Annotated in this window: 20 protein-coding genes; 12 read left to right on the forward strand and 8 right to left on the reverse strand. The window is 70.6% G+C overall.

Features of this window, described 5'->3' with window-relative positions:
* The first annotated feature begins 113 nt into the window (after positions 1-113).
* The 3 genes from E3T37_RS07870 (at position 114) to E3T37_RS07880 (ending at position 2,747) form a co-directional block, all read left to right on the forward strand.
* Positions 114-1,133 (forward strand): C4-dicarboxylate transporter, encoded by a 1,020-nt coding sequence (locus E3T37_RS07870; protein WP_166806082.1) that lies wholly within the window; start codon positions 114-116, stop codon positions 1,131-1,133.
* A gap of 469 nt (positions 1,134-1,602) precedes the next feature.
* Positions 1,603-2,106 (forward strand): hypothetical protein, encoded by a 504-nt coding sequence (locus E3T37_RS16785; RefSeq protein ID WP_166789196.1) that lies wholly within the window; start codon positions 1,603-1,605, stop codon positions 2,104-2,106.
* A gap of 134 nt (positions 2,107-2,240) precedes the next feature.
* Positions 2,241-2,747 carry a hypothetical protein gene (locus tag E3T37_RS07880; RefSeq protein WP_134366252.1) on the forward strand — a complete coding sequence of 169 codons (507 nt, stop codon included), beginning with the start codon at positions 2,241-2,243 and terminating at the stop codon, positions 2,745-2,747.
* Between the two features lie 37 nt (positions 2,748-2,784).
* Here the strand turns inward: E3T37_RS07880 and E3T37_RS07885 are convergent, their stop codons facing one another.
* Both E3T37_RS07885 and E3T37_RS07890 read right to left on the reverse strand, forming a co-directional pair.
* The gene (locus tag E3T37_RS07885) at positions 2,785-3,459 is read right to left on the reverse strand and encodes a response regulator transcription factor (RefSeq protein WP_134366253.1); all 675 of its coding nucleotides are present in this window, start codon (positions 3,457-3,459) and stop codon (positions 2,785-2,787) included.
* Positions 3,456-4,985: a cell wall metabolism sensor histidine kinase WalK gene (locus E3T37_RS07890; protein WP_241978675.1), complete on the reverse strand. Its 1,530-nt coding sequence runs from the start codon at positions 4,983-4,985 to the stop codon at positions 3,456-3,458. Before E3T37_RS07890 ends, E3T37_RS07885 begins: the two co-directional genes overlap by 4 nt.
* A gap of 58 nt (positions 4,986-5,043) precedes the next feature.
* On the opposite strand from E3T37_RS07890, the gene E3T37_RS07895 reads away from it, so the two are divergent.
* Positions 5,044-5,901: a TIGR00645 family protein gene (locus tag E3T37_RS07895; RefSeq protein ID WP_241976082.1), complete on the forward strand. Its 858-nt coding sequence runs from the start codon at positions 5,044-5,046 to the stop codon at positions 5,899-5,901.
* Between the two features lies 1 nt (position 5,902).
* On the opposite strand, the gene E3T37_RS07900 is transcribed toward E3T37_RS07895, so the two are convergent.
* Genes E3T37_RS07900 through E3T37_RS07910 form a run of 3 tightly spaced genes read right to left on the reverse strand, consistent with a single transcriptional unit; the run spans position 5,903 to position 9,203 of the window.
* Positions 5,903-6,931, reverse strand: a complete 1,029-nt coding sequence (locus E3T37_RS07900; protein ID WP_134366256.1) for an electron transfer flavoprotein subunit alpha/FixB family protein — start codon at positions 6,929-6,931, stop codon at positions 5,903-5,905.
* Positions 6,932-6,960: 29 nt separating this feature from the next.
* Positions 6,961-7,764 carry an electron transfer flavoprotein subunit beta/FixA family protein gene (locus E3T37_RS07905; RefSeq protein ID WP_134366257.1) on the reverse strand — a complete coding sequence of 268 codons (804 nt, stop codon included), beginning with the start codon at positions 7,762-7,764 and terminating at the stop codon, positions 6,961-6,963.
* Positions 7,761-9,203 carry an FAD-binding oxidoreductase gene (locus E3T37_RS07910; protein WP_134366258.1) on the reverse strand — a complete coding sequence of 481 codons (1,443 nt, stop codon included), beginning with the start codon at positions 9,201-9,203 and terminating at the stop codon, positions 7,761-7,763. The genes E3T37_RS07905 and E3T37_RS07910 overlap by 4 nt, the downstream gene beginning before the upstream one ends.
* A gap of 94 nt (positions 9,204-9,297) precedes the next feature.
* Here E3T37_RS07910 and E3T37_RS07915 point away from each other — a divergent pair, with 94 nt between their 5' ends.
* Genes E3T37_RS07915 through E3T37_RS07935 form a run of 5 tightly spaced genes read left to right on the forward strand, consistent with a single transcriptional unit; the run spans position 9,298 to position 14,960 of the window.
* Entirely contained in the window at positions 9,298-10,866 is a 1,569-nt protein-coding gene (locus E3T37_RS07915) for a CoA-acylating methylmalonate-semialdehyde dehydrogenase (protein WP_134366259.1), read from the forward strand.
* 2 nt (positions 10,867-10,868) lie between these two features.
* Positions 10,869-12,047: an acyl-CoA dehydrogenase family protein gene (locus E3T37_RS07920; RefSeq protein ID WP_134366260.1), complete on the forward strand. Its 1,179-nt coding sequence runs from the start codon at positions 10,869-10,871 to the stop codon at positions 12,045-12,047.
* Positions 12,044-13,216: an enoyl-CoA hydratase/isomerase family protein gene (locus tag E3T37_RS07925; protein WP_198416007.1), complete on the forward strand. Its 1,173-nt coding sequence runs from the start codon at positions 12,044-12,046 to the stop codon at positions 13,214-13,216. The genes E3T37_RS07920 and E3T37_RS07925 overlap by 4 nt, the downstream gene beginning before the upstream one ends.
* On the forward strand, positions 13,213-14,163 hold the full coding sequence (gene mmsB / locus E3T37_RS07930; RefSeq protein WP_134366261.1) for a 3-hydroxyisobutyrate dehydrogenase: 951 nt from the start codon (positions 13,213-13,215) through the stop codon (positions 14,161-14,163). The genes E3T37_RS07925 and mmsB overlap by 4 nt, the downstream gene beginning before the upstream one ends.
* Positions 14,160-14,960, forward strand: a complete 801-nt coding sequence (locus tag E3T37_RS07935) for an enoyl-CoA hydratase (protein WP_134366262.1) — start codon at positions 14,160-14,162, stop codon at positions 14,958-14,960. Before mmsB ends, E3T37_RS07935 begins: the two co-directional genes overlap by 4 nt.
* 199 nt (positions 14,961-15,159) lie before the next feature.
* On the opposite strand, the gene E3T37_RS07940 is transcribed toward E3T37_RS07935, so the two are convergent.
* Together E3T37_RS07940 and E3T37_RS07945 are read right to left on the reverse strand one after the other, a co-directional pair.
* Positions 15,160-15,684 carry a MarR family winged helix-turn-helix transcriptional regulator gene (locus tag E3T37_RS07940; RefSeq protein ID WP_241976081.1) on the reverse strand — a complete coding sequence of 175 codons (525 nt, stop codon included), beginning with the start codon at positions 15,682-15,684 and terminating at the stop codon, positions 15,160-15,162.
* 22 nt (positions 15,685-15,706) lie between these two features.
* A complete protein-coding gene (locus E3T37_RS07945; RefSeq protein WP_134366263.1) occupies positions 15,707-16,306 on the reverse strand; it encodes a TetR/AcrR family transcriptional regulator in 600 nt (199 codons plus the stop codon).
* A 79-nt stretch (positions 16,307-16,385) separates the two neighbouring features.
* On the opposite strand from E3T37_RS07945, the gene E3T37_RS07950 reads away from it, so the two are divergent.
* Complete coding sequence (locus tag E3T37_RS07950; protein ID WP_134434558.1) at positions 16,386-17,561, forward strand: acyl-CoA dehydrogenase family protein; 1,176 nt, start codon at positions 16,386-16,388, stop codon at positions 17,559-17,561.
* A gap of 132 nt (positions 17,562-17,693) precedes the next feature.
* On the opposite strand, the gene E3T37_RS07955 is transcribed toward E3T37_RS07950, so the two are convergent.
* A complete protein-coding gene (locus E3T37_RS07955; RefSeq protein ID WP_134366265.1) occupies positions 17,694-18,848 on the reverse strand; it encodes an AI-2E family transporter in 1,155 nt (384 codons plus the stop codon).
* A 140-nt stretch (positions 18,849-18,988) separates the two neighbouring features.
* Here E3T37_RS07955 and E3T37_RS07960 point away from each other — a divergent pair, with 140 nt between their 5' ends.
* Entirely contained in the window at positions 18,989-19,261 is a 273-nt protein-coding gene (locus tag E3T37_RS07960) for a hypothetical protein (RefSeq protein ID WP_134366266.1), read from the forward strand.
* 3 nt (positions 19,262-19,264) lie between these two features.
* Positions 19,265-22,672 (forward strand): DNA polymerase III subunit alpha, encoded by a 3,408-nt coding sequence (locus E3T37_RS07965; RefSeq protein WP_134366267.1) that lies wholly within the window; start codon positions 19,265-19,267, stop codon positions 22,670-22,672.
* Positions 22,673-22,709 lie beyond the last annotated feature (37 nt).

Genomic DNA, 22,709 nt, shown 5'->3' on the forward strand with positions numbered 1-22,709 from the left:
CCGGGGCCGGGACCCGGTCGGCGGCCGCCGTGCCCTGGCATCCGTTCACGAAGCATCGAGGATGTTCGTGAGGCCGTCGGCTGCACGGCGAACCGACCGAGGAGCTCGCGCACGTGATCGCACAATCAGGCCCCCAGGATGCCGATCCGATCCCTTCAGGCCAGACCCGGGGGCTGCCCGTCGGCCGCGCCCCGCTGTCGAGCCTCGGCATCCCCTTCGGCCTGTCCGGCCTCGCCGGCACCTGGACGATGGCCGGGGACACCCTGGGCACTCCGGCCCTGATCGGCGACGTGCTCTGGTTCGTGGCGCTGGCCGCCTGGACCGGTGTGATCGGCAACTACCTGCTGCGGAGCCGGAACCGGCGCGGCGGCATCCGGGCCGACCTCGACCACCCGGTTCAGGGCGCGTTCGCGACCCTCGCGCCCGTCAGTGGGATGCTGATCGGGACACATTTCGCGGCATCCACGCCTCTCGCCGGTCATATTCTCGTTGTGGCATGCATGGGGCTCGCGGTGGTTCTGGGCGCGCGCTTCGTGGCCGGGCTGGCCGCGGGGAACCGCAACATCGACGCGGTGCACGCCGGGTACCTGCTGCCCACCGTCGCCGCCTTCCTGATCCTCGGCCAGTCCGCCACAGGCGCGTGCTGGACCGGGCTCTCCGTGGCCGGCATCGGCGTCGGGGTGCTCTTCTGGCTTCTCCTCGGCACGATCGTGCTGGCCCGGATGGTGTTCCGGCCGGCGTTGCCCGCGGCCCTGGTGCCGACGTTCGCGATCTTCTCCGCTCCCCCGGCGGTGGCCGGCAACGCGTGGTTCGCGTTCACCGGTGGCCGGCTCGACACGATTCAGTACCTGCTGCTGGGCACCTTCGTGCTGCTGATCGCGGTGCAGGCGGCCCTGATCGGCACCTACTGGCGGCTGCCGTTCACACTCGGTTTCTGGGCCTTCACGTTCACGGTCGCGTCCAGCGGCACCTACGCGCTGCACTGGCTGAAGCTGGCCGGGGGCCCCGCCCAACCGTTCTGGGGATACCTGTCGCTGACCCTGGTGACCGTGATCATCGGCAGCATCGCCGGGCGCTCGGTGAACCTGCTGGTGCGGTCCCGCAGCTCGGTCTCCGCTCTTGCCCGGGCATAACTCCTGCAAATCGTGATGCCGCTCGGGGACATCCGCGCAATGACTGGCCGGACTGGGCCCTGGGCGACCAGATTGCAGGAGTTATGCAGAGGGTGCGCGTTGCTCTGTGTGGCTAACTCAGGAGAAACGGATGCCGCGAGCCGCCTCCGCCAGGCACGCAGCGGGTGCAGCGGGTGGTCCCGCCGGATCTTCCTGAGTTACCCCCCCCGGGGTAGGGCGCGGCCCCCAGCCGGAGCCCCGGGCCGGAGGAGCCCCGAGCATAACTTCTGCAGATTCCGCGAAACGGCCCGAAATCAGGGTGCGGTGCGGCCGACTGGGTTCTGCAGGAGTCATGTGCGACGCCCACCCCGACCACCGGGGAGTCGGGTCTAAGAGCATTCTCACCCGGGTCCGGGGCCCGGCCTCGTAGGATCAAGACACAGCCGATGGCACAGCCTCAGCACAACCGTCGCACAGCCGTGGAGGCACGATGACAACGCATGCCCGGACACCGCGGCGCTCACGGTTCCTGCTCTTCGGCGGCGTCGGACTGGCCGTTCTCGTCGCCGCCGCTGCCTCGGCGTCGATGGTCAGCGCCCTGGTCCTGCCCGACCTGCCGGGTACCCCGCTCGGGGTTCCGCCCGTCACGGTCGAGGTGAGCACGGTCGAGGTGAGCACGGTCGAGGTGAGCACGGTCGAGGTGAGCACGGTCGAGGTCGGCGCGGTCCCGGGCAATGCTGACCTGGGCACCGACCCCGCCGCGCCACCGGTTGCCGCCCCCGGAACGACGCCGGGCCCGAGCGACGTCCCCGAGTCGACCGACCTCGGCGCCGGCGCCGGCGCCGGCAGCGCCAGCGCCAGCGCCAGCGACACCGGCAGCGGCACTGACACCGACTCCGACACGGATGCCGCGGAGCCTGAACTCGTGCCTGCCCCCGCCCCGGTGGTCGTGTCCGAGGACGGCGACGATGACGGTTCCTCCCCCGAGGACTGACGACCCCCGAATCTAAGAGAGCTCTCACAGCCCTCTCGTGCCCGCCTCATCCCGGCACCCCACAGTGAAGGGGTGGAGACGCACCCCGCCACGCACCGAACGTCGGTTTACCGACGCAAACGAAAGGTCAGCGCATGCCGCAGATGACGAAGAAGAAGTCCATCATTCTGGCAACCCTCGGACTCGCCGGGCTCATGTCCATCGGCATCGTTGCCGCCCAGGCCGACCCGGGAGCCGGCAGCGACCCCGTACCGACCTCGAGCGTCTCGGACGACACCTCGGTCGTCGAGACCATTGATCTCCTCGACGACAACTCCATCGGCGAACTCGGCGCTGACGCGAGCGACGCCGTAATCGGCGACTCGGGCGACGATACGAACGAGGAAACGACCGAGGTCGGAGAGACCGAGAACGAGTCCGCGACGGATGACGACGGCGACGCCGCGGTCGGCACCGACGACGAGTCCGAAAACGAGTCCGATGACAGCGACACCACCGAAGACACGACCGACGACGCGACCGACGAAGCCGGTCACAGCGACGACTCCGACGACTCCGCACACGACAGTGCAGACGACAGTGCAGACCACGGTTCAGACGAGGGCGACGACTCGGGCCACAGCAGCGACACCGACGACTAGCCAGGCACCCCGGTTGGGCTATCGGCCCGCGCTTCTCTCAGCGCAGCCGGTAGCCCATTCCTCTGACCGTTTCGATCCTCCCGGCGCCGAACTTGGCCCGGAGGTACCCGACGTACACGTCCACGATGTTCGACCCGGGGTCGAAGTCGTAGCCCCACACCCGGCTGAGCAGCTGTTCCCGGCTGAGCACCTGGTCGTGATTGCGCAGGAATTCCTCGGCCAGAGCGAACTCCCTCGCCGACAGGTCGACCTGCCGATCGCCGACGGCCGCGCGTCGCGTGCGCAGATCGAGCCGGAGTCCCGTGACCTCCAGTGCCGCCTCGACCACCGGCACGGCACCGGTCGCCCGCACGGCATCCGTCATGCGCAGCCGCACCCGGGCGAGCAACTCGTCGAACCGGAACGGCTTGGCCATGTAGTCGTTCGCTCCACCACCCAGGCTCGCGAGTACGTCCTCCCCCGAGTCCCGGGCCGTGAGCACGATCACCGGCAGGGTGCACTCCTCGGCCCGCAGGCGCCGCAGCACCTCGTAGCCGTCGATTCCTGGCAGCCCGATATCCAGCAGCAGCAGGTCGAAGTCGCCGGTCAGGGCGAAATCGAGGGCGTCGGTGCCGCACCTGACCGTCACGGTGGCCAGGCCGGCCGCGGCGAGGCCCTTCTCGATGAAGGATGAGATCCGGAGTTCGTCTTCGGCGATCAGGATGCGGCTCACGGGCTGGTCTCCGTCGGTGCGTGGCCGGCTTCGGCCGGCGGGATGGGCAGGTCGATCGTGAAAGTGGCTCCGTGCCCGGGCCGGGAGGCCACGGTGGCGGTCCCGCCGTGGGCCTCGGCGATGGCCAGCACGATGGCGAGACCCAGTCCCGAGCCGGCCTCACCGCGCCCGGCGCTGCCGCGGCGGAAGCGCTCGAAGATCTGCTCCTGCGCCTCGGCCTCGATCCCCGGCCCGCCGCCCCGCACCCACAGACGGAGGCGGGACTCGCCCCCGGTGCCCCGGCCGACGGCGCTGCCGATCTCGATGGTGCCGTCGACGGCGCCGTGGCTGACGGCGTTGGCCGCCAGCTGCAGGAGCGCCTGGGTGAGCTTGCCGGCGTCGACCGACGCGACGACGTGCGCCGCCTCAGGGGTCGCCCAGCGATGGCCGGAGAGCGCGGAGGCCTTGGTGCGCACCTGCTCGGTGAGGGCGGCGATGTCGACGGGCGCGCGGGTCAGGCCGGCCGGCCGCTGCACCTCAGCCAGGACCGAGATGTCCCGCACCAGGACGTTCATCCGGTCGAGCTCGTCGATGGCCAGCACCCGGGTGCCGATCACGTCGGCCGTGTCTGCCGGGTCCATCAGCTCCAGGTGGCCGCGCACGATCGTGATCGGGGTCTTGAGTTCGTGGCCCACGTCCTCGAGCAAACGGCGCTGCGCGACCAGGGCCCCCTCCAGGCGGTCGAGCATGCCGTTGACGGTGCGGGTCAGGTCGGACACGTCGTCGTGGCCGTTCACGGGGATCCGTTCGCTCACGTCGGAGGCCGTGATCCTCGCCGCGGCCTCGCGCAGGGAACGGATCGGCCGGAGCAGCCTCCCCGACACCAGCCAGCCGACGAGGCCCAGCACGACGAAGGCGGCAAGACCCACGCGGACGTAAGTGCCCAGGGCATCCGTCACCGGCTCGAGTTCTGCATCGACGTCGAAGGCGGCCACGAAGATCCCCCGGGCGGCGTCCCCCGCCACGGTCACGGGGGCGGCCACGTAGCGCACGGTCTGGCCCGGCAGAACCAGCGTGCCACGAACGACCTGTCCGGACGAGGTCTCGGCCGTCACCCGGTCGACGAAGGCCCGGTCGTCCTCCAGCCGGAAGTCGACGTCTCCGCCCGGGGCGAGCGCCGCGGCGCCGTCGATGATCGCGAGGGTGGTTTCGTTCGTGCCGGGGCGCACCTGCTGCACGACGGCCGCCAGCACCGCGTCCAGGGAGGTGGAGCCGGACTCGGTGGCGATGAACCGGGCCTCGCCGACTTCGGCGGTCAGCGCGCTGTCGACGGAGTCGAGGGTGCGTTCGCGCTGCACGAGCGACGCGGCCGCACCCGAGGCGAACAGGCCGGCCGCCGCGACGAGCAGGATCGCAGCGAGGATGCGCACCCGCACGGACAGCATCGGCCGCCGCGGCCCGGGGCGGCGGCCGGCGCGGTGCGGTCGCCGGCCGGGGGCGCCGGGGGCACCCTCGGTCGTTCCGGCCCGCGCTGGCTTCCCGCTCACCCGACCAACGCTACTGGATACAGGGATCTCCCATCCGGCCTCCCCCTACGATGGTCCGGTGACTGAAACCTCCAGCCAGCTCCCTTTCCGCCAGCAATCCCAGTGGGTGAAGAGCGTCGGCCTGATGATCTTCTTCAGCCGCTGGCTCCAGGCCCCGCTCTACATCGGCCTGATCGTTGCCCAGATCATCTACGTGATCGTCTTCATGGTCGAACTCATCCACCTCGGTGAGGGCGTCATCCACGCATTCACACACCCGGGACCGGACGGGATCGTGATCGAAGAGGCAACGATCATGCTCGGCGTGCTGGGCCTGATCGACGTGGTCATGATCGCCAACCTCCTGATCATGGTCATCATCGGCGGCTACGAGACGTTCGTCTCGCGCATCGCCATCGACGGCCACCCCGACCAGCCCGAGTGGCTTTCCCACGTCAACGCGAACGTGCTCAAGGTCAAGCTCGCGATGGCCATCGTGGGCATCTCGTCCATCCACCTGTTGAAGACCTTCATTGAGGTCGGCGACCTCGCCGCCCGCGGTTCGACGTCCACCGACGGCCAGGAGAGCATCACCGGCGACGTCTACACCTGGGACGGCGTGCTCTGGCAGGTCGTCATCCACATGGTCTTCATCGTCTCGGCCATCGCCCTGGCCTGGATCGACCGGATGTCCCAGGGCACCCCGCACGGCCCTGCCCCGGTACCGGCCGGCGCAGCGCTCACCCCCGCCCCGCTGGTACCCGGTCCCGCGCCGCTCGCGCTCGACGCCGCCCCGCGGTCGGTGACGGATGCCCGCGTCCTCGCCTCCGGCGCGGCCGCCGGCCACCTCCTCCAGCTGGGGCAGCTCCGGGACGCCGGGGTCGTCACCGACGCCGAGTTCGAAACCAAGAAAATGGAGCTGCTCGCCAGATTCTAGGTCACCCTGCGGCGGCACGGTGGGCCACGACGGCCTCGATCAGCTGCGGCACGACGGTGAAGACGTCCCCGACGACCCCGAAATCCGCTACCGCGAAGATCGGCGCGTCCGCGTCCTTGTTGACGGCGATGATCGTGCCCGCCCCCTGCATGCCGGCACGGTGCTGGATGGCCCCGGAGATGCCCAGGGCGATGTAGAGCTCCGGGGTCACGGTCGCGCCGGTCTGGCCGACCTGCAGGCCGGGCTCGCAGAGCCCGGCCTCCACGGCGGCCCGCGATGCCCCGACGGCGCCGCCGAAGAGGTCAGCCAGGTCGCCGGCCAGGCCGAAGCCCTCGTCCGAGCCCAGGCCGCGCCCGCCGGAGACCACGACACTCGCCTCGGTCAGGCCGGGCCGGATGCCGGAGGCCGGACGCGGATGCACGGCGACGATTTCCGCTCCGCGCCCGCGTTCCAGTTCGGCGTCGATCTCAAGCCGGATCGGGGCTGTCACTGTGCCACCCGGAACATCACGGTCGGGAACGCTGCCGGGAATGCCGTCGGCGACAATGCTGTGGGGACGGACCGTCACGACCGCCAGCCCCTTGGCCACGGCCTCCACGGTGTACGCGCCGCCGAGCACCGGCACGGTGGCCACGATCACACCGTCCCGCAGCCGGGCGTCGACCGCGTCGCTGATCAGACCGGCGGTCAGCCGCACGCACAGCCGTGCCGCGACCTCCCGCCCGTCGATGGTCCCGGCGATCAGCACCCCGGAGACCTCGGCGCCGGCGGCCCGGGCCAGGCGCACCGCCGCCTCGAGCGCCGCGACGGCGGGAGTGGTCAGCCGGGTGCCGGCGTACGTGCTCTCGGCGAGGTAGACATCCGTGACACCCCACCCTGCCAGCTGGCCGGCCAGCGCCGGGCCGGCTCCCGGCCCGGTCAGCAGCACGACGGCCGGTTCACCGAGCCGGGCCGCGGCGGCGAGCAGTTCGCGGGTCACCGTGTCCAGCGTGCCCGTGTTGTGCTCGGCGAGCACCAGAATTCGTCCCATCGGCGTGTCTTCCGTCCGTGTCAGATCAGTCAGATCAGGTTGGCCGCGGCCAGGAAGGCGGCGATGCGGCTGCCGCCGGTGCCGTCATCGCTGATGACGGTGCCGCCCGCGCGGGCCGGCCGGGCGGTCACCGTGCAGACGAGCGACCAGGAGTTCGCACCGCCGGCCTCGGCCTCGACCAGGCCGTGGTCGGCGAGGTCGGCGAGGGTGAGGGTCGTCAGCGGCTTGGACCTGGCGCTCATGATGCCCTTGAAATTGGGGAAGCGCGGCTGGGCGCTGCCCTCCGTCACCGAGATCACCGCGGGCAGAGCCGCGCACAGTTCCGTCGTGCCCTCCGGCGTGATGCGGAGGCCGGTGACGATTCCCGCGTCGACGGCCACCGAGCCGAGGAAGGTCAGCTGCGGCAGGCCCAACCGTTCGGCGAGCATGGCGGGCACCGCGGCGGTGCGCCCGTCGGTCGATTCATTGCCGGCGACGACCAGGTCGAACGTGGCGGCGCCAGGGGCGGCTGTGGCCCGCACGGCCGCGGCCAGCACGGCGGCGGTCTGCAGCGCATCCGAGCCGGCCAGGGCCTCGTCGCAGACGTGCACGGCCCGGTCGGCACCCATCGCGAGGGCTTTCCGCAGCGCCACGACGGCTTCCGGCGGTCCCATCGTGAGCACGGTCACCTCACCCCCGGCGGTTTCCCGCAGTCGCAGGGCAACCTCGAGGGCGCGCTCATCGATCTCATCCAGGGCCGGGGTGTCCCTCTCGCGGTCGATCCGGCCGTCCCCCCGCAGCGTCCGCTCCCCGTAGGTGTCCGGGACCTGCTTGACCAGCACGACGATATTCATGACGTTCTCCGCTCTTCCGGGCCGAAACTGAACATCGACCCGGGGTTGAAGGTGCCGCCGGGGTCGAGGGCGGCCTTGATCGCCCGGTGCACCTCGAGGCCCACCTCGCCGAGGGCATCCGCCAGGTACTCGGTCTTCATCCGGCCGATGCCGTGTTCGCCGGTGACCGGGCCGCCGAGGTCGAGGGCGGCCTGGAGGATGAGCCGGTACGCCTGCCCGGCCCGCTCGCTCGCGCCCTCGGCGTCGGGCCGGTAGACGATCATCGGGTGCACGGTGCCGTCCTGGGCATGGCCGTGCACGCCCACGAAGACGCCGGTCTCCGCGGCGATGTCCGCGGCGGAGAGGATCAGCGCCGCCAGCCGGTCCCGGGGCACGGTCACCTCGTGCAGGATCCAGGTCCCCAGGGGTTCCAGCGCCGCCTCGAGCCCGCGCCAGTAGCCCATGATCATCTCACCCTCCGCGGGGTCGTCGGTCTGGAACGAGAGGATGGCGCCGTTGGCGCAGGCCGCGTCTTCGAAGGCGGCGAGTTCGGCCCTGGTGCCGCTGTCGCTCTGGGCGAAGAGCACGGCGGCCGGGGTGCCGCCCTCGTCCAGGAGCCGGCTGCCCAGGTGCGTCTCGACGGCGGCGAAGCAGGACTGGTCCATGATTTCCAGCAGGGCCAGGGATTGGCCGGTGGCGATGAAGTCGGTGACTGCCCGGCCGGCCTCCTCGACGCTCGCGAACGCCGCCACGGCGGTGGTCAGCGCGGGGCGGCGGCGGGTCAGCCGCAGGGTGGCCTGCGTGATGAAGCCCAGGGTCCCCTCGGAGCCCACGAAGATCCGGTTGAGGTCGTAGCCGGTGACGCCCTTGAGGGTGTGGCGGCCGGTGGCGAGCACCCGCCCGGAGGCGAGCACGACCTCGAGGCCGAGCACGGCATCCGCCGTCACCCCGTATTTGGAGCCGTGTGGACCGCCGGACCCGTTGGCGAGATTGCCGCCGATGGTGCACCAGTCGCTGGAGGTGGGGTCGGGCGCGTAGAACATGCCCGCCGCCTCGGCCGCCCGGATCAGGTCGAGGGTGATCACGCCGGGCTGCACCACGGCGTACCCGGCCGCGGCGTCGATGGTCAGGATCGCGGTCATCCGCGAGGTCAGGATGGTGACGGCGCCGTCCTGCGCGTTCGCGGCACCGGTCATCCCGGAACCGGCGCCGCGCGGCACGACGGGCACCCCGTGGCGGGTGCAGGCGACGATCACCGCGGCCACCTCGCTGGTGCAGGCCGGCCGCACCACGGCCAGGGGACGCCCGGCTCCCACCAGCGGCTGCATGTCCCGGCGGTACTGCTCGGTCACGTCCGGGTCGGTCAGCACATGGGCGGCTCCGACGGCCTGCACCAGGCGGGCGAGGAGCTCTCGCCGCCCCGTGTCCTGCGCCGTGTTCCGGATCGAATCGGTGGTCATCGCCCCAACATACTAGGAAGCCCTAGTAAATGCTAGGACTTCCTAGTACCTTGGTGACGGCAGCACGATCCGTCGCAGGGAGAGCAGGTTTTTCATGGTTCGCGAATTGACGCATTTCATCGGTGGCCGGCATGTTCGCGGCACCTCGGGGCTCTTCTCCGACGTGTTCGACCCGAACACCGGGCAGGTGCAGGCGCGGGTTCCGCTCGCGAACCGGGCCGAGACCGAGGCCGCGATCGCCGTCGCGGAGGAGGCGCAGCTCGAGTGGGGTTCCTGGACTCCGCAGCGCCGGGCCCGGGTGCTGCTGCGCTTCCTCGAACTGATCGACAAGGAGATGGACTCGCTGGCGCGAGTGCTCTCCTCCGAACACGGCAAGACGGTGGCGGATGCCCTCGGCGACATCCAGCGCGGACTGGAGGTGATCGAGTTCGCGGCCGGCGGCCCGCACCTGCTCAAGGGCGAGTACAGCGTCGGCGCCGGAACCGGCATCGACGTGTACTCGATGCGCCAGCCCCTCGGCGTGGTCGCCGGCATCACCCCGTTCAACTTCCCGGCGATGATCCCGCTCTGGAAGGCGGGACCCGCCCTGGCCAGCGGCAACGCGTTCATCCTGAAGCCGTCGGAGCGCGACCCCTCCGTGCCGCTCCGGCTCGCCGAGCTGTTCCTGGCGGCGGGGCTGCCGGCGGGCGTCTTCAATGTCGTCAACGGCGGCAAGGAGAGCGTCGACACGCTCCTGGAAGACCCCCGAGTCAAGGCCCTGGGCTTCGTCGGCTCGACCCCGATCGCCCAGCACATCTACACCCAGGCCGCGGCCAACGGCAAGCGCGCCCAGTGCTTCGGCGGCGCCAAGAACCACATGATCATCATGCCGGACGCCGATCTGGACCTGGTCGCAGACGCCCTGATCGGGGCGGGCTACGGCGCGGCCGGCGAACGCTGCATGGCCATCTCCGTGGCCGTGCCGGTCGGCCGGGACACCGCCGACGCCCTGGTGGCGAAGCTCACGGAGCGGATCGGGGCGCTGAAGGTCGGGCATAGCCTCGACGCTACGAGCGACTACGGCCCCCTCGTCAACGGCCCGGCGCTCGACCGGGTCGAGGAGTACGTGCGGATCGGGGTCGAGGAGGGCGCCGAACTGCTCGTGGACGGCCGCGGCTTCCGCCCGGACGGCTTCCCGAACGGCTTCTTCATGGGCCCGACCCTCTTCGACCGGGTGACCCCGAAGATGCGCATCTACCGGGAGGAGATCTTCGGGCCGGTGCTGATCGTGACCCGGGCGGACACGTACGAGGAGGCCCTGCGGCTGCCGAGCGAGCACGAGTACGGCAACGGCGTGTCCATCTACACCGCCGACGGCGACGTCGCCCGGAATTTCACCACCCGGGTGAACACCGGCATGGTGGGCGTGAACGTGCCCATCCCCGTGCCCATCGCGTACCACACGTTCGGCGGCTGGAAGAGGTCGGTGTTCGGCGACCTGAACCAGCACGGCCCGGATTCGTTCCGCTTCTACACGAAGACCAAGACCGTCACCTCCCGCTGGCCCGCGGGGGCCCTGCGCTCCGGCGCAGCGGGCCCCGGCACAGCAACCCCCGGGGACCCCGGGAGCCGGACCGCCGAGACGGGGGCCGGCGCCAGCTTCGTCATCCCCCAGATGGGTTGAACATGTTCGAGCTGACGGATGAACAGCATGCCATCGTGGACATGGTGCGGTCCTTCGCCGCGGAGTCGCTGGCGCCGCAGGCCGTGACCCGGGACGAGACCAAGCACTTCCCGCTCGACGTGTTCGCGGCGGCCGGCGCCCTGGGCATGGGCGGCATCTACGTGCGGGAGGATGTCGGCGGCTCCGGGCTCTCCCGCCGGGACGCCGTCCTGATCTTCGAGGAGCTCGCCCACGGCGACCCCTCGATCGCCGCCTATATGTCCATCCACAACATGGTCGCCTGGATGATCGACACCTTCGGCACCGACGACCAGCGCCGCCGGTGGGTGCCCGGCCTGGCGTCGATGGAGTCGCTGGGCAGCTACTGCCTGACCGAGCCGGACGCCGGATCCGACGCCGCCGCCCTGCGCACCCGCGCCGACCGGGACGGCGACGAGTACGTGCTGAACGGGGTGAAGCAATTCGTGTCGGGCGCGGGCGCATCCAGCGTCTACATCGTGATGGCGCGCACCGGCGACCCCGGCAGCGGCGGGATCTCGGCGATCGTGGTGCCGGCCGGCACCCCGGGGCTGTCTTTCGGCGCCAACGAGAAGAAGATGGGCTGGAACGCGCAGCCCACCCGGCAGGTCATCCTCGACAACGTGCGGGTGCCGGTGGGCAATCGGCTCGGCGCCGAGGGCGATGGCTTCGGAATCGCCATGAAGGGCCTCAACGGCGGCCGCATCAATATGGGCGCCTGCTCACTCGGCGGCGCCCAGTGGGCCCTGAACCAGGCCGTGCGCTATCTCACCGAGCGCTCGGCCTTCGGCGCGCCGCTGATCGAGCGGCAGGCCCTCCTGTTCGAGCTCGCGGACATGGACACCGAGCTGGAGACCGCCCGCACCCTGCTCTGGCGGGCCGCCGACGCCCTCGACCGGGGCGCGCCCGACCGGGTGCGGCTCTGCGCCATGGCCAAGCGCGTCGCCACGGATGCCGGTTTCTCGGTGGCGAACCGCGCCCTCCAGCTGCACGGCGGCTACGGTTATCTCGCCGACTACGGCATTGAAAAGGTTGTCCGCGACCTGCGCGTGCACCAGATCCTCGAAGGCAGCAATGAAATCATGCGTCTGATCATCGGCCGGGCCCTCACAGAACAGCCGGCCGCGCCGAAGCCCGCGCCACAGCAGGCGGGCCGGTCGTGAGCGGGCCGGTCCTGAGCGAGCCGGAGGTGAGTGAGCCGGAGATCCTGCTGCGCCGCTCCGGGCGGGTCGGGCAGATCATCCTGAACCGCCCGGCCGCGATGAACGCCCTCACGCACGCGATGATCACCCGGATCTCGGCCGTGCTCACCGGCTGGACCGACGACGACGAGGTTCAGACGGTGCTGCTGACCGGCAGCGGCGAGCGGGGTCTCTGCGCCGGGGGTGACATCGTGTCGATCTACCGCGGCGCCCAGGGCAGCGGCGCCGACGCCGCCCGGTTCTTCGCCGACGAGTACCGGATGAACGCGCAGATCCACCGCTATCCGAAGCCGTACCTGGCGGTGATGGACGGAATCGTGCTGGGCGGCGGGGTCGGCGTCTCCGGCCACGGCGGCATCCGTGTCGTCACCGAGCGCACCAGGCTCGGGATGCCGGAGACCGGCATCGGTTTCGTGCCCGACGTCGGCGGAACGTACCTGCTCTCCCGCGCGCCCGGTGAGCTCGGCACCCACCTGGCCCTGACCGCCGCCTTCGCCACCGGCGCCGATGCCATCATGCTGGGGCTGGCGGACCATTTCGTGCCGAGCGACCGGCTGCCGGAGCTGATCCGCTCGCTGTCCGGCCGGGGAGCCGCCGAGGCGGTTGCCGCGGTCGCCGACACTCCCCCGCCCGCGCCGCTGCTCGCCGAGCGGGACTGGATCGACGAGTGCTACGCCTTCGACGACGTCCGGCAGATCCTGGCCGCGCTGCAGCGCTCCCCCGTGGAAGCGGCGCAGGCGGCCGCCGCGCTCATCCGCACCAAGTCGCCGACCGCGCTCGCCGTCACCCTGGCGTCGCTGCGCCGGGCGCGCGCTCTCCCCAGCCTCGAGGCGGTGCTGGAGCAGGAATACCGGGTCTCCCTGCGCTTCCTCGAGGGCACCGAGATGCAGGAGGGCATCCGGGCCCAGGTGATCGACAAGGACCGCCGCCCCCGATGGTCGCCGGCCACGCTGGACGAGGTCAGCACGGATGCCGTCGCCGCCTGCTTCGCCCCCCTCACCGCCCACGAAGATCACCTGGCCGGGCTGCACCTGTCCGCCCGGGGCCGGCCGCACCCGCACGACACACCCCGCACCCGAACCAGCACCAGCACCCGCACCACCGACAGCACCAGGAGAAGCGCCTCATGAGCACACGCATCGCCTTCATCGGGCTCGGCCACATGGGCGGTCCCATGGCCGCCAACCTCGTCGGGGCCGGCTACACCGTCACCGGGTTCGACCTGGTGCCCGAGGCCCTCGCCCAGGCCAGGGCGAAGGGAATCCGGGTCGCCGACTCGGCCGCCGACGCGGCCCGGGGCGCCCGCATCGTGATCACCATGCTGCCCGACGGGCGGCACCTGCTCGGCGCCTACGAGGATGAGAACGAGGGTCAGGGCGACGGTGCCGGTTCGGCTGCGGGCGGCGGCCTGCTCGCCGCGTCGGACGCCGGCACGCTCTTCATCGACTGTTCCACGGTCGACGTCGCGGATGCCCGCGCGGCCCACGACCTCGTCGTCAGCGCCGGCCGACGGGGCCTCGACGCCCCGGTCTCCGGCGGAGTCGCCGGGGCCGAGGCGGGAACCCTGACCTTCATGGTGGGCGCCGAGGACGCGGACTTCGCCGCGGCGACATCCGTGCTGGAGGTGATGGGCGCCCGGATCGTTCACTGCGGCGGACCGGGCAGCGGGCAGGCGGCCAAGATCTGCAACAACCTGATCCTCGGCATCTCGATGATCGCCGTGAGCGAGGCCTTCGTGCTCGGCGAGAAGCTCGGGCTGACCCACCAGGCGCTCTTCAACGTGGCCTCCGCCGCGTCCGGCCAGTGCTGGGCCCTCACCACGAACTGCCCGGTTCCCGGGCCCGTACCGACCAGCCCCGCCAACCGCGACTACCAGCCGGGCTTCGCCGGCGCCCTGATGGCCAAGGACCTCGGCCTGGCCCTGAACGCCCTCGACGCCACCGGCGTGGCGGCCGAGCTCGGCCCGGTCGCGGCGGGCGTGTACCGCCGCTTCGCCGACGAGGGCGGCGCCGGCCTGGACTTCTCGGCGATCATCAACGACATCAGGGCGAAATCCGACCGGACGGCCGGCGCATGAGCGGCACCGACGGCATCCGCGAGACCGGGTACGAGCACATCATCCTGGAGCGCCGGGGCCGGGTGGGCCTGATCACCCTCAACCGGCCGAAGGCCCTCAACGCCCTGAACGACGCCCTGATGCACGAGGTCGTCGACGCGGCAACGGGGCTCGACCGGGACCCGGAGATCGGCGCGATCGTGCTCACCGGGTCCGAGCGCGCGTTCGCCGCCGGGGCCGACATCCGTGAAATGGCCCCGCAGACCTACCAGGACATGTACGCGGCCGACTGGTTCGCCGGCTGGAATGCGCTCACCCGCCTCCGCACCCCCCTGATCGCCGCCGTTGCCGGCCACGCGCTCGGCGGCGGCTGCGAGCTCGCGATGATGTGCGACTTCATCCTCGCCGCCGACACGGCCGTCTTCGGCCAGCCGGAGATCAGGCTCGGCGTCATCCCCGGCATCGGCGGTTCGCAACGCCTGACCCGGGCCATCGGCAAGGCCAAGGCGATGGAGATGGTGCTGACCGGGCGAACGATGGATGCCGCGGAGGCCGAGCGCTGCGGCCTCGTCGCCCGGGTCGTCCCCGCCACGCGGCTGCTCGACGAGGCCCTCGCCACGGCGGCGACGATCGCGGGCATGTCCGCCCCGGTGGCGATGCTGGCCAAGGAGGCGGTCAACGCCGCCTTCGAGACCACCCTCGCCGAGGGCGTGCACGTCGAGCGCCGGCTTTTCCACTCCACCTTCGCCCTGGCCGACCAGAAGGAGGGAATGGCGGCCTTCCTGGAGAAGCGCGCCCCCCGCTTCGAGAACCGCTGACCGCCCGCGCGCCCCTAACCTGTGTCGGCGGCGAACCAATTCGACGGAGATTCTGCCGTAAATGTGCTTTTCAGGCCGTTTCCGGCCCGTTTCGGCCAAAATCTCCGTCGAATTCGTTCAGCGTGGGGCGGCTGAACGGCGGCGCGACCGAACGGCGAAACGGCGCAGGGACAGAACGACTCAGGCGGGCCCGTCGTGCCTAGCGGGAGCCGGGGTCGGCGAAGTCGCCGGCATCGTGGCGGAACCCGCTGAGCACGCGGATCAGGCTGTGGATGTCGTCCTGGCTCAGGCCGGGGCGGGCGAACACCTCATCGTTCAGTCGGGCAGTCGCATCCCGCACGATCGTCTGTCCGGTCGCCGTGATCTCGACCAGGGTGGTGCGCCGGTCGGTCGGATGGGCGAGGCGGCGCACGTAGCCGGCCGCCTCGAGGCGGTCCACGGCATTCGTCACGCTGGTCGGATGCACCTGGAGCCGGACGCTCGCGTTCTTCATCGGCAGGGCCCCGCTGCGGGTGAAGCTGAGCAGGGTCAGCAGTTCGTAGCGGGCGAAGGTCACGCCGAACGGTTTCAGCACGGCCTCGATCCGCGCGAGCATGATCTGCTGCGCGCGCATGATCGAGGTCACCGCAGCCATGCCGTCGGCCGCTTCCGGCCAGCCGTGCTCGACCCACTGGCGGTGCGCCTCCGCGATCGGGTCCCCCGGCAGGGGTAAGGGTGTTGACACCGTTCTTCTCCTCTGCCGCCGGCTATTGCGCCCGGATGCCGTTGACGATGAGCGCGGCGAGTTCGTCGTACGCCTGCGCGTCGGACAGGCCCGTGCCCGCGGACATCCGTCGTTTCTGAATGCTCACCATCACCGAAGATACCGCCTCGGCGATGAAGGCGGCGGGAACCTCGCGGAACGCACCGCTCTTCACCCCCTCCGAGATGAGCTCGCGCACCCGGGCGGCGGCGATCTCGGTGTTGCGTTCGTAGATCTCGTTGGCCGGCGGGAACGCTGCGACGTCGTCGATGAACGCGACGGATGCCGGCCGCAGTTCGTCCCCGACCGCGCGCAGGTAGGCGGCGATCCGGTCGGTCGGGTCGTCGATCTCGGCGAGCTTGTGCTCCACCCGTTCCGCCGCCTCACGGAAGAAGTGGACGACGGCCGTGCGCACGAGTTGTTCACGGCTGCTGGCCAGGGAATAGATGGTGGACTTCGAGCAGCGCAGTCGGGATGCGGCGTCGTCGAGGGTGACGAAGGCGAACCCCTCCCGGAGGAAGAGCGCCACCAGTTGGCCGAAGAGCTCGTCCTGGCGTGCCGTCCACCGCCGTCGCGGGACCGTCGGGGGCAGGGAAGCCGACATGAAATGCCCTTTCTACTGTACGCTCGTACTCAAAATCGTACTCTCTCAACTTCGGAACGCACCAATGACGGGCGGCGGAATGACACACCTCGATTGCACGCCCTACCCCGATGCCGACCTGATCTTCGTCACGGACTTGCTGACCCCGGACGAGCAGGGCCGCCTCGCATCCGCTCGCGCGTTCTTCCAGGCCGAGGTGCGCCCCCTCGCGGTGGAGTACTGGAACCGGGCGGAGTTCCCCTTCGAGCTGCTGCCCCGCCTGGCGGCACAGAACCTCGGCGGGGTCGGCCCGGCGGCCACCGGACACCTGCTGACCGGACTGCTGCAGATGGAACTGACCCGGGCCGACACCTCCATCTCCACGTTCTACGGCGTGCACCACGAACTGTTCGCCACGGCCGTCGACACGCTCGGCTCCCCCGAACAGCGGGAACGCCTGCTGCCGGGACTCCTGTCACTGCAGAAGATCGGCGCCTTCGCCCTGACCGAGCCGGGCCACGGCTCCGACATCTCCCGGGAGATGGAGACGACCGCCACCCGCAGCGGGGACGAGTGGGTGCTGAACGGCCGGAAGCGCTGGATCGGCAACGGCGCCATGGCGGACTACGTGCTGGTCTGGGCCCGGGACACCGCCGACCGGGAGATCAAGGGCTTCATCGTGGAGAAGGAGCGTGCCGGCTTCAGCGCCACCACGATCGAGAACAAGATTGCCGTGCGGATCGTGCAGAACGCCGATATCACCCTCCGGGACGTGCGGATCCCGGCCGGGAACTGGCTGCCCGGCAGCCGGAGCTTCGAGGACACGAACGTGCTCCTGCGCAACTCGCGGGTCTGGGTAGCCTGGCAGGCGGTCGGCCAGCAGTTCGCCGCTTTCGACGTGGCCCGCGCCTACGCCCTGGAGCGTCGCCAGTTCGGCCAGCCGATCGCATCCTTCCAGCTGGTGCAGGAGCAGCTCTCCCGGATGATCGGCAACGCGACCCTGTCGCTGTCGCTGATGGTCCAGCTGGCACGGCTGCAGGAGAGCGGGCGCCTCACGATGGACCAGGCGGCCCTCGCCAAGGCGACCTGCACCACCCGGATGCGCGAAACCGTGGCCCTGGGTCGGGGCCTGCTCGGCGGCAACGGCATCGACACCCGGTTCGAGATGGCGAAGATTTTCGCGGACGCGGAGGCGATCTACTCCTACGAGGGCAGCTACGAGATCAATTCGCTACTGGTCGGGCGGGCCGTGACCGGCGTATCCGCCTTCACCTAGACGCGCGGGACCCTAACCAATTCGACGGAGATTTTGCTCTAAAAACCCGATTCCGGACTGTTTTGGCCCGTTTCGGGCAAAATCTCCGTCGAATTCGTTCAGAGCGAGGCGCGGGTGAGGTGCGGGCTGCGCCTAGACCGCCGCCGGCAGGGCCGCACCGGTCGGCTGGGCCAGGCCGGTCGGCTCGGCCAGGCCGGTCGGCTCGGCCAGGCCGTCCGCGGCCGCGGGAAGCGGCGGGGTCGGCTCCAGCGGCGCGTTCCAGGCTTTGATCACGGCCCAGCCGACCGCGGCGATGGGCACGGAGATGATCGCTCCGACGATTCCGCCGAGGATCGTTCCCGCCGTGAGGGCGAGGAGGATCACCAGGCCGTGCAGCTGCAGCGATTTGCCGAGCACCACCGGCGAGAGGAAGTTGCCCTCAAGCTGGTTGACCGCGATCACGATGGCGACGACGATCACGGCGGTGGTCAGGTCGTTGGTGACCAGGGCCACCAGCGCCGCGAGGATGCCGGCGGCCGTCGCGCCCACGATCGGGATGAAGGCGCCGAGGAAGACGATGACTGCCAGCGGCAGCGCCAGCGGCACCTGCAGCACCCAGAGGCCGATCCCGATGAACAGCGCGTCCACGAACGCAACGATCGCCGTGCCGCGGACATAGCTGCCGAAGACGCCGACGCTACTCGCTCCGATGCGAACGGCCCGCTCGTGCCGTCTGCCGGAGAGCGGCTGGATCAGGAAGGTCCAGATCCGGGGGCCGTCCTTCAGGAAGTAGAACAGCACGACCAGCCCGAGCACCAGTCCGGCCACGATCTCGGCGGCCACGGATACCCCCGCGAGGGCGCCGGTGCCGAACTGGCTGCTCGTGGCGAAGGAAATGACCGACTCGCGCACGGAGTCGAACTGGGCGGGATCGATCGGCAGTGCCCCGCTGCTGAGCAGTTCCTGCAGGTGGTCCAGTCCCTCGCTCGCCGAGCTGAAGAGGCTGGCCCACTCCCCCCGGATGCCGAAGACGACGAGGGTGACGATGCCGCCGAAGACGCCCACGCCGCAGATCAGGGCGATCGTCGCGGCCACCGTGTCGTTCGCGCCCCGGGCCAGGAGCAGCCGAACGAACGGCCGCAGGGCCGACGCGATGATGAGGGCGAGCAGCATCGGGATGAAGACCAGCTTGAGCTGCGTCATGCCGAAGATGGCCACCACGGTCAGTGCGAGCACCAGCAGGGCCTGGCCCGAACGGATGGCGGACCGGCCGAGGTAGTCCGTCCAGGACGAAGTTGAGGGTTTCATCGACCTAGCTAACCAGACGACGGCGAGTTCGACGGTCAGTACGGGCACCCGTTGCCGAGTGTCGGCCCCGTGACGTACACTCCTGATATCGAACATCTGTTCTAAGTATCGCACTTGATCCAACGATCGAAGGAGAACACATGCCCCAGATCATCGACACCCCCGTCGACGTCGAGCTCTCGGCCGACGGCGACCCGCGCGCGTTCATCTGGAACCGCTTCGAGCACACGATCATCGGGCAGCCGCAGGCGGTCTTCACCCGCACCAGCTGGTGGGAAAACGCCCGAACCCCCGCGCGCATCGACACCGAGCTGTGGCGGGTGGACGCGTCCCGCGGGGACGAGGAACAGCACCGCTACGACCTGCGACGCGACGTCGACGGGTCGTGGGTACTCGCCCTCGACTGGGGGTGACGGATGAGTTTCCCCCACCTTCACGTCGCCAGCGCCTACTCGACCCACTACGGCGTCACCCTGCCCGAGGCGCTGGCCGAGCAGACGGCCGCCCAGCAGAGCGCGGCCCAGGCCGCGGCGCCGAGCAGCTCCTTCCTCGCCGTCACCGACCGGGACGGCCTCTACGGCGCGGTCAAGCACGTGCGCGCCTGCGCCCAGGCCGGAATCCGGCCGGGGCTCGGCGCCGACCTCGCCGTGCACGATGACGATCTCTACCCGCTCGGGCGGGTGGTGGTGCTCGCGCACGGCCACACGGATGGACGAGGCTACGCCGCACTCTGCCGCGCCGTCAGTTCCGCTCACGCCGGTTCCGTTCACGCCGGTTCCGCTCACGGCAGCGCCGCCTTCCCCAGCATCGCCCGCTCCCGGCTGGCCGAGCTGGCGGGGCTCGACTCCCTCACCGTGCTGATCGGGCCGGCCAGCGATGTGGGGCTGGCGATCGGCCTCCGCGACAATGACGGCGCCAGAACGCGACTGGCGGCCTGGCAGCGCGCCATGCCGCCCCAGTCCGTGGCCTGCGAGGTCGTCTGCCACCTGTCGGAACCGGGCACGCCGGGCAGTGTGACGCCCGCCACCCGCATGCTCGCCCTCGCCGAGTACGCCGCGCTGCCGGCCGTGCTCACGAACGCCGTGCGCTACGGCACCCCCGAGGAGGCCGTCACCGCCGACCTGGCCGACGCCGCCCGCACCCTGACCCCGCTGGCCCGGCTGGACCAGCCGCAGACCAACGGGCAGGCCTGGCTGAAACCCGAAAGCGGCATGCGGCAGGTGGCCCGCATGGTCGTCGACGCCGGGCTCCACGACGATGACGCCCTCGAGCGACTCTTCCGCGACACCTGGCGCCTGGCCGACCAGTGCAGCCTCGACCCGGATTCCGACATCGGTCTCGGCCGTCCGCGCATGCCGGAAGCGCGCATCATCGGCATCAGCGGCGACCCCTTCGCCGAACTCTGGAAGCGGGCCCGTGCCGGCGTCGACGACCGCTACGCCGGCACCGCTCTGGGAGAGGCGGCGCACGCCCGGCTCGCCCACGAGATGAAGACGGTGGAGCACCTCGGCTTCGCCGGCTACTTCCTCACGGTGGCGCGGGTGGCCGACATCGTGCGCGAGATGGGGGTACGCATCCAGGCGCGCGGGTCGGGCGTGGGCTCGGTGCTCAACTACGCGCTGCACACCTCCTCCGTCGAACCCATCGCCAACGGTCTGCTCTGGGAGCGGTTCCTCTCCCCCGAACGGCAGACCCTGCCCGACATCGACCTCGACGTGGAGTCCGCCCGCCGACACGACATCTACCGCACCCTGTTCGACACCTTCGGCAGCGACCGGGTCTCCCTGATGTCGATGACGAATGCCTACCGCGGCCGCGGCGCCGTGCGCGACGCCGGCCTGGCCCTCGGCATGGACCGAGACCAGGTGGCCGCAGTAGCCAAGCAGATCTGGCGGTTCAACGCCCGCGACCTGCGCCGGGCGCTGGAGGAGAAGCCCGAGCTGGGGCCGCTCGCGGCCGAGGTGCGCGGGTCGGCCCAGCTCGATCTGCTGGTCGACCTGACCGCCAAACTCGACCGGCTCCCCCGCCACATCTCCGTGCACCCCTGCGGAGTGATCCTCTCCGATCTGTCCCTGCTGGACCGCACCCCGGTGCAGACGTCCGGCATGGGCCTGCCCATGTCGCAGTTCGACAAGCACGACATGGACCCGATGGGCCTGATCAAGCTCGATATCCTCGGCGTTCGGATGCAGTCGGCGATGGCCCACGCGGTCGAGGAGCACCGCCGCCTCTCGGGCGAGAGCATCGACCTGGACCGCATCCCCCTCGACGACCCGGCCACGTTCGAGCTGATCCGCTCCACCCGCACCCTCGGCATCTTCCAGATCGAGTCCCCCGGCCAGATGGAACTGGTCGGCAAGCTGCAACCCGAGGTCTTCAACGACCTGACCGTCGAAATCTCACTGTTCCGGCCCGGGCCGATGCAGAACAACATGCCCCTGAAGTACCTCCAGGCCCGGCACGGGGAGGTGATGCCCGACTACATCCATCCGCGCTTCGAACCGATCCTGCGCGAAACGCGGGGCGTCGTCATCTTCCACGAGCAGGTGATGCGTCTCTTCGACGAGCTGACCGGGTGCGGCCTGGGCAAAGCGGATGTCTTCCGCCGCCACCTGGGCAAGCCGGACCAACTCCCCCGGATCGAGGCCTACCTGCGGGAGGCCGCGCTCGAACGCGGTTTCGACACCCCGACCATCGACCGCATCTGGCAGGTCCTCGCCGGCTTCGGCAGCTTCGGGTTCGCGAAGGCGCACGGGGCAGCGTTCGCCCTGCCCACGTACCAGTCCGCCTGGCTGAAGACGCATCATCCGGCGGTCTTCCTGGCCGGACTGTTGACGCACGCCCCCGGCATGTGGCCGAAAGACCTGATCGTGGCCGAGGCCCGACTGCTCGGCGTGCCGGTCCTCGGCCTGGACGTGCAGCGAAGCACCCTGATCTACCGGGTGGAAGACCTCGAGCACGAACGCCGCGGCATCCGCCTGCCCCTGCCGGAGCTCTCCGGCTCGACCGCCGCCGAGCGAGGCCGCATCGTGCGGCACCAGCCGTTCACTTCTCTGCAGGACTTCCGCGACCGCGTGCGCCCGCGCCGCAGCACGTTCGAGGCGCTCGCCCGGGTCGGGGCGCTCGACAGCTTCATCGGCTACGACCGCACCCGCCGGCATGAACTGCTCGCCCACATCCAGTCGCTGCGCGGCACGGCCGTGAGCATCGCCGACGACCAGCTCGCCTTCGAGGTCGAGCTGCCGGTGCTCGAATACGCGGGCGCCCGCTTCGACGCGGTGACGTCCCTCGAGCTACGCGGTCGCAGCCAGACCGACCTGGAGCTCCGAGACCTGGCCCTGGCCGTGTCCGGGCACCAGATGGCCCGCTTCTACCCCCTCTTCAGCGAGTTGGGCGTCACCCCGGCCTCCGAACTGATCAACCTCCCCGGCGGCACCGAGGTTCTGCTGGCCGGGGTGCGCCGGGCGACGAACACCCCGCCGATGCGGGGCGGGCGCCGGGTGGTGTTCGTCAGCCTCGACGACGGCACCGGACCGGTGTCGAACGTCGTGTTCTTCCACGACGCGCAGGAGCGGATCGGCGGCCCGGTCTTCCACGCCGGCCTGATGCTCGTGCGCGGCCGCACCCGTCGTTCGGGAACGAAGGGAGTCTCGGTCACCGGGGAGAACCTGTGGGATTTGACGGAGGTGGCCCGCACGGTGCGCACCCGCCACGCCGCCGAGGCGGCCGCACAGCGCGTCGATCGGGCGAGCGAACTGGCCGCCGAGCTGGCGGCCCTGTCCGCCACGAATGTGCACCACCTGTGGCCTCGCCTGAGGGCCTAGGACACTCCGGAAACCCGTGCCTACACTGGCGTATGAC

It is taken from the genome of Cryobacterium sp. TMT2-10, from assembly GCF_004403075.1.
In the GTDB taxonomy this organism is placed as follows: domain Bacteria; phylum Actinomycetota; class Actinomycetes; order Actinomycetales; family Microbacteriaceae; genus Cryobacterium; species Cryobacterium shii.

Bases quoted from the DNA above. Each gene is read 5' to 3' on its own strand.
- E3T37_RS16785 (WP_166789196.1), top strand. From the start codon at position 1,603: ATGACAACGCATGCCCGGACACCGCGGCGCTCACGGTTCCTGCTCTTC.
- E3T37_RS07880 (WP_134366252.1), top strand. From the start codon at position 2,241: ATGCCGCAGATGACGAAGAAGAAGTCCATCATTCTGGCAACCCTCGGA.
- E3T37_RS07900 (WP_134366256.1), bottom strand. From the start codon at position 6,931: ATGGGACGAATTCTGGTGCTCGCCGAGCACAACACGGGCACGCTGGAC.
- E3T37_RS07905 (WP_134366257.1), bottom strand. From the start codon at position 7,764: ATGAATATCGTCGTGCTGGTCAAGCAGGTCCCGGACACCTACGGGGAG.
- E3T37_RS07910 (WP_134366258.1), bottom strand. From the start codon at position 9,203: ATGACCACCGATTCGATCCGGAACACGGCGCAGGACACGGGGCGGCGA.
- E3T37_RS07915 (WP_134366259.1), top strand. From the start codon at position 9,298: ATGGTTCGCGAATTGACGCATTTCATCGGTGGCCGGCATGTTCGCGGC.
- E3T37_RS07920 (WP_134366260.1), top strand. From the start codon at position 10,869: ATGTTCGAGCTGACGGATGAACAGCATGCCATCGTGGACATGGTGCGG.
- mmsB (WP_134366261.1), top strand. From the start codon at position 13,213: ATGAGCACACGCATCGCCTTCATCGGGCTCGGCCACATGGGCGGTCCC.
- E3T37_RS07935 (WP_134366262.1), top strand. From the start codon at position 14,160: ATGAGCGGCACCGACGGCATCCGCGAGACCGGGTACGAGCACATCATC.
- E3T37_RS07945 (WP_134366263.1), bottom strand. From the start codon at position 16,306: ATGTCGGCTTCCCTGCCCCCGACGGTCCCGCGACGGCGGTGGACGGCA.
- E3T37_RS07950 (WP_134434558.1), top strand. From the start codon at position 16,386: ATGACACACCTCGATTGCACGCCCTACCCCGATGCCGACCTGATCTTC.
- E3T37_RS07955 (WP_134366265.1), bottom strand. From the start codon at position 18,848: ATGAAACCCTCAACTTCGTCCTGGACGGACTACCTCGGCCGGTCCGCC.
- E3T37_RS07960 (WP_134366266.1), top strand. From the start codon at position 18,989: ATGCCCCAGATCATCGACACCCCCGTCGACGTCGAGCTCTCGGCCGAC.
- E3T37_RS07965 (WP_134366267.1), top strand. From the start codon at position 19,265: ATGAGTTTCCCCCACCTTCACGTCGCCAGCGCCTACTCGACCCACTAC.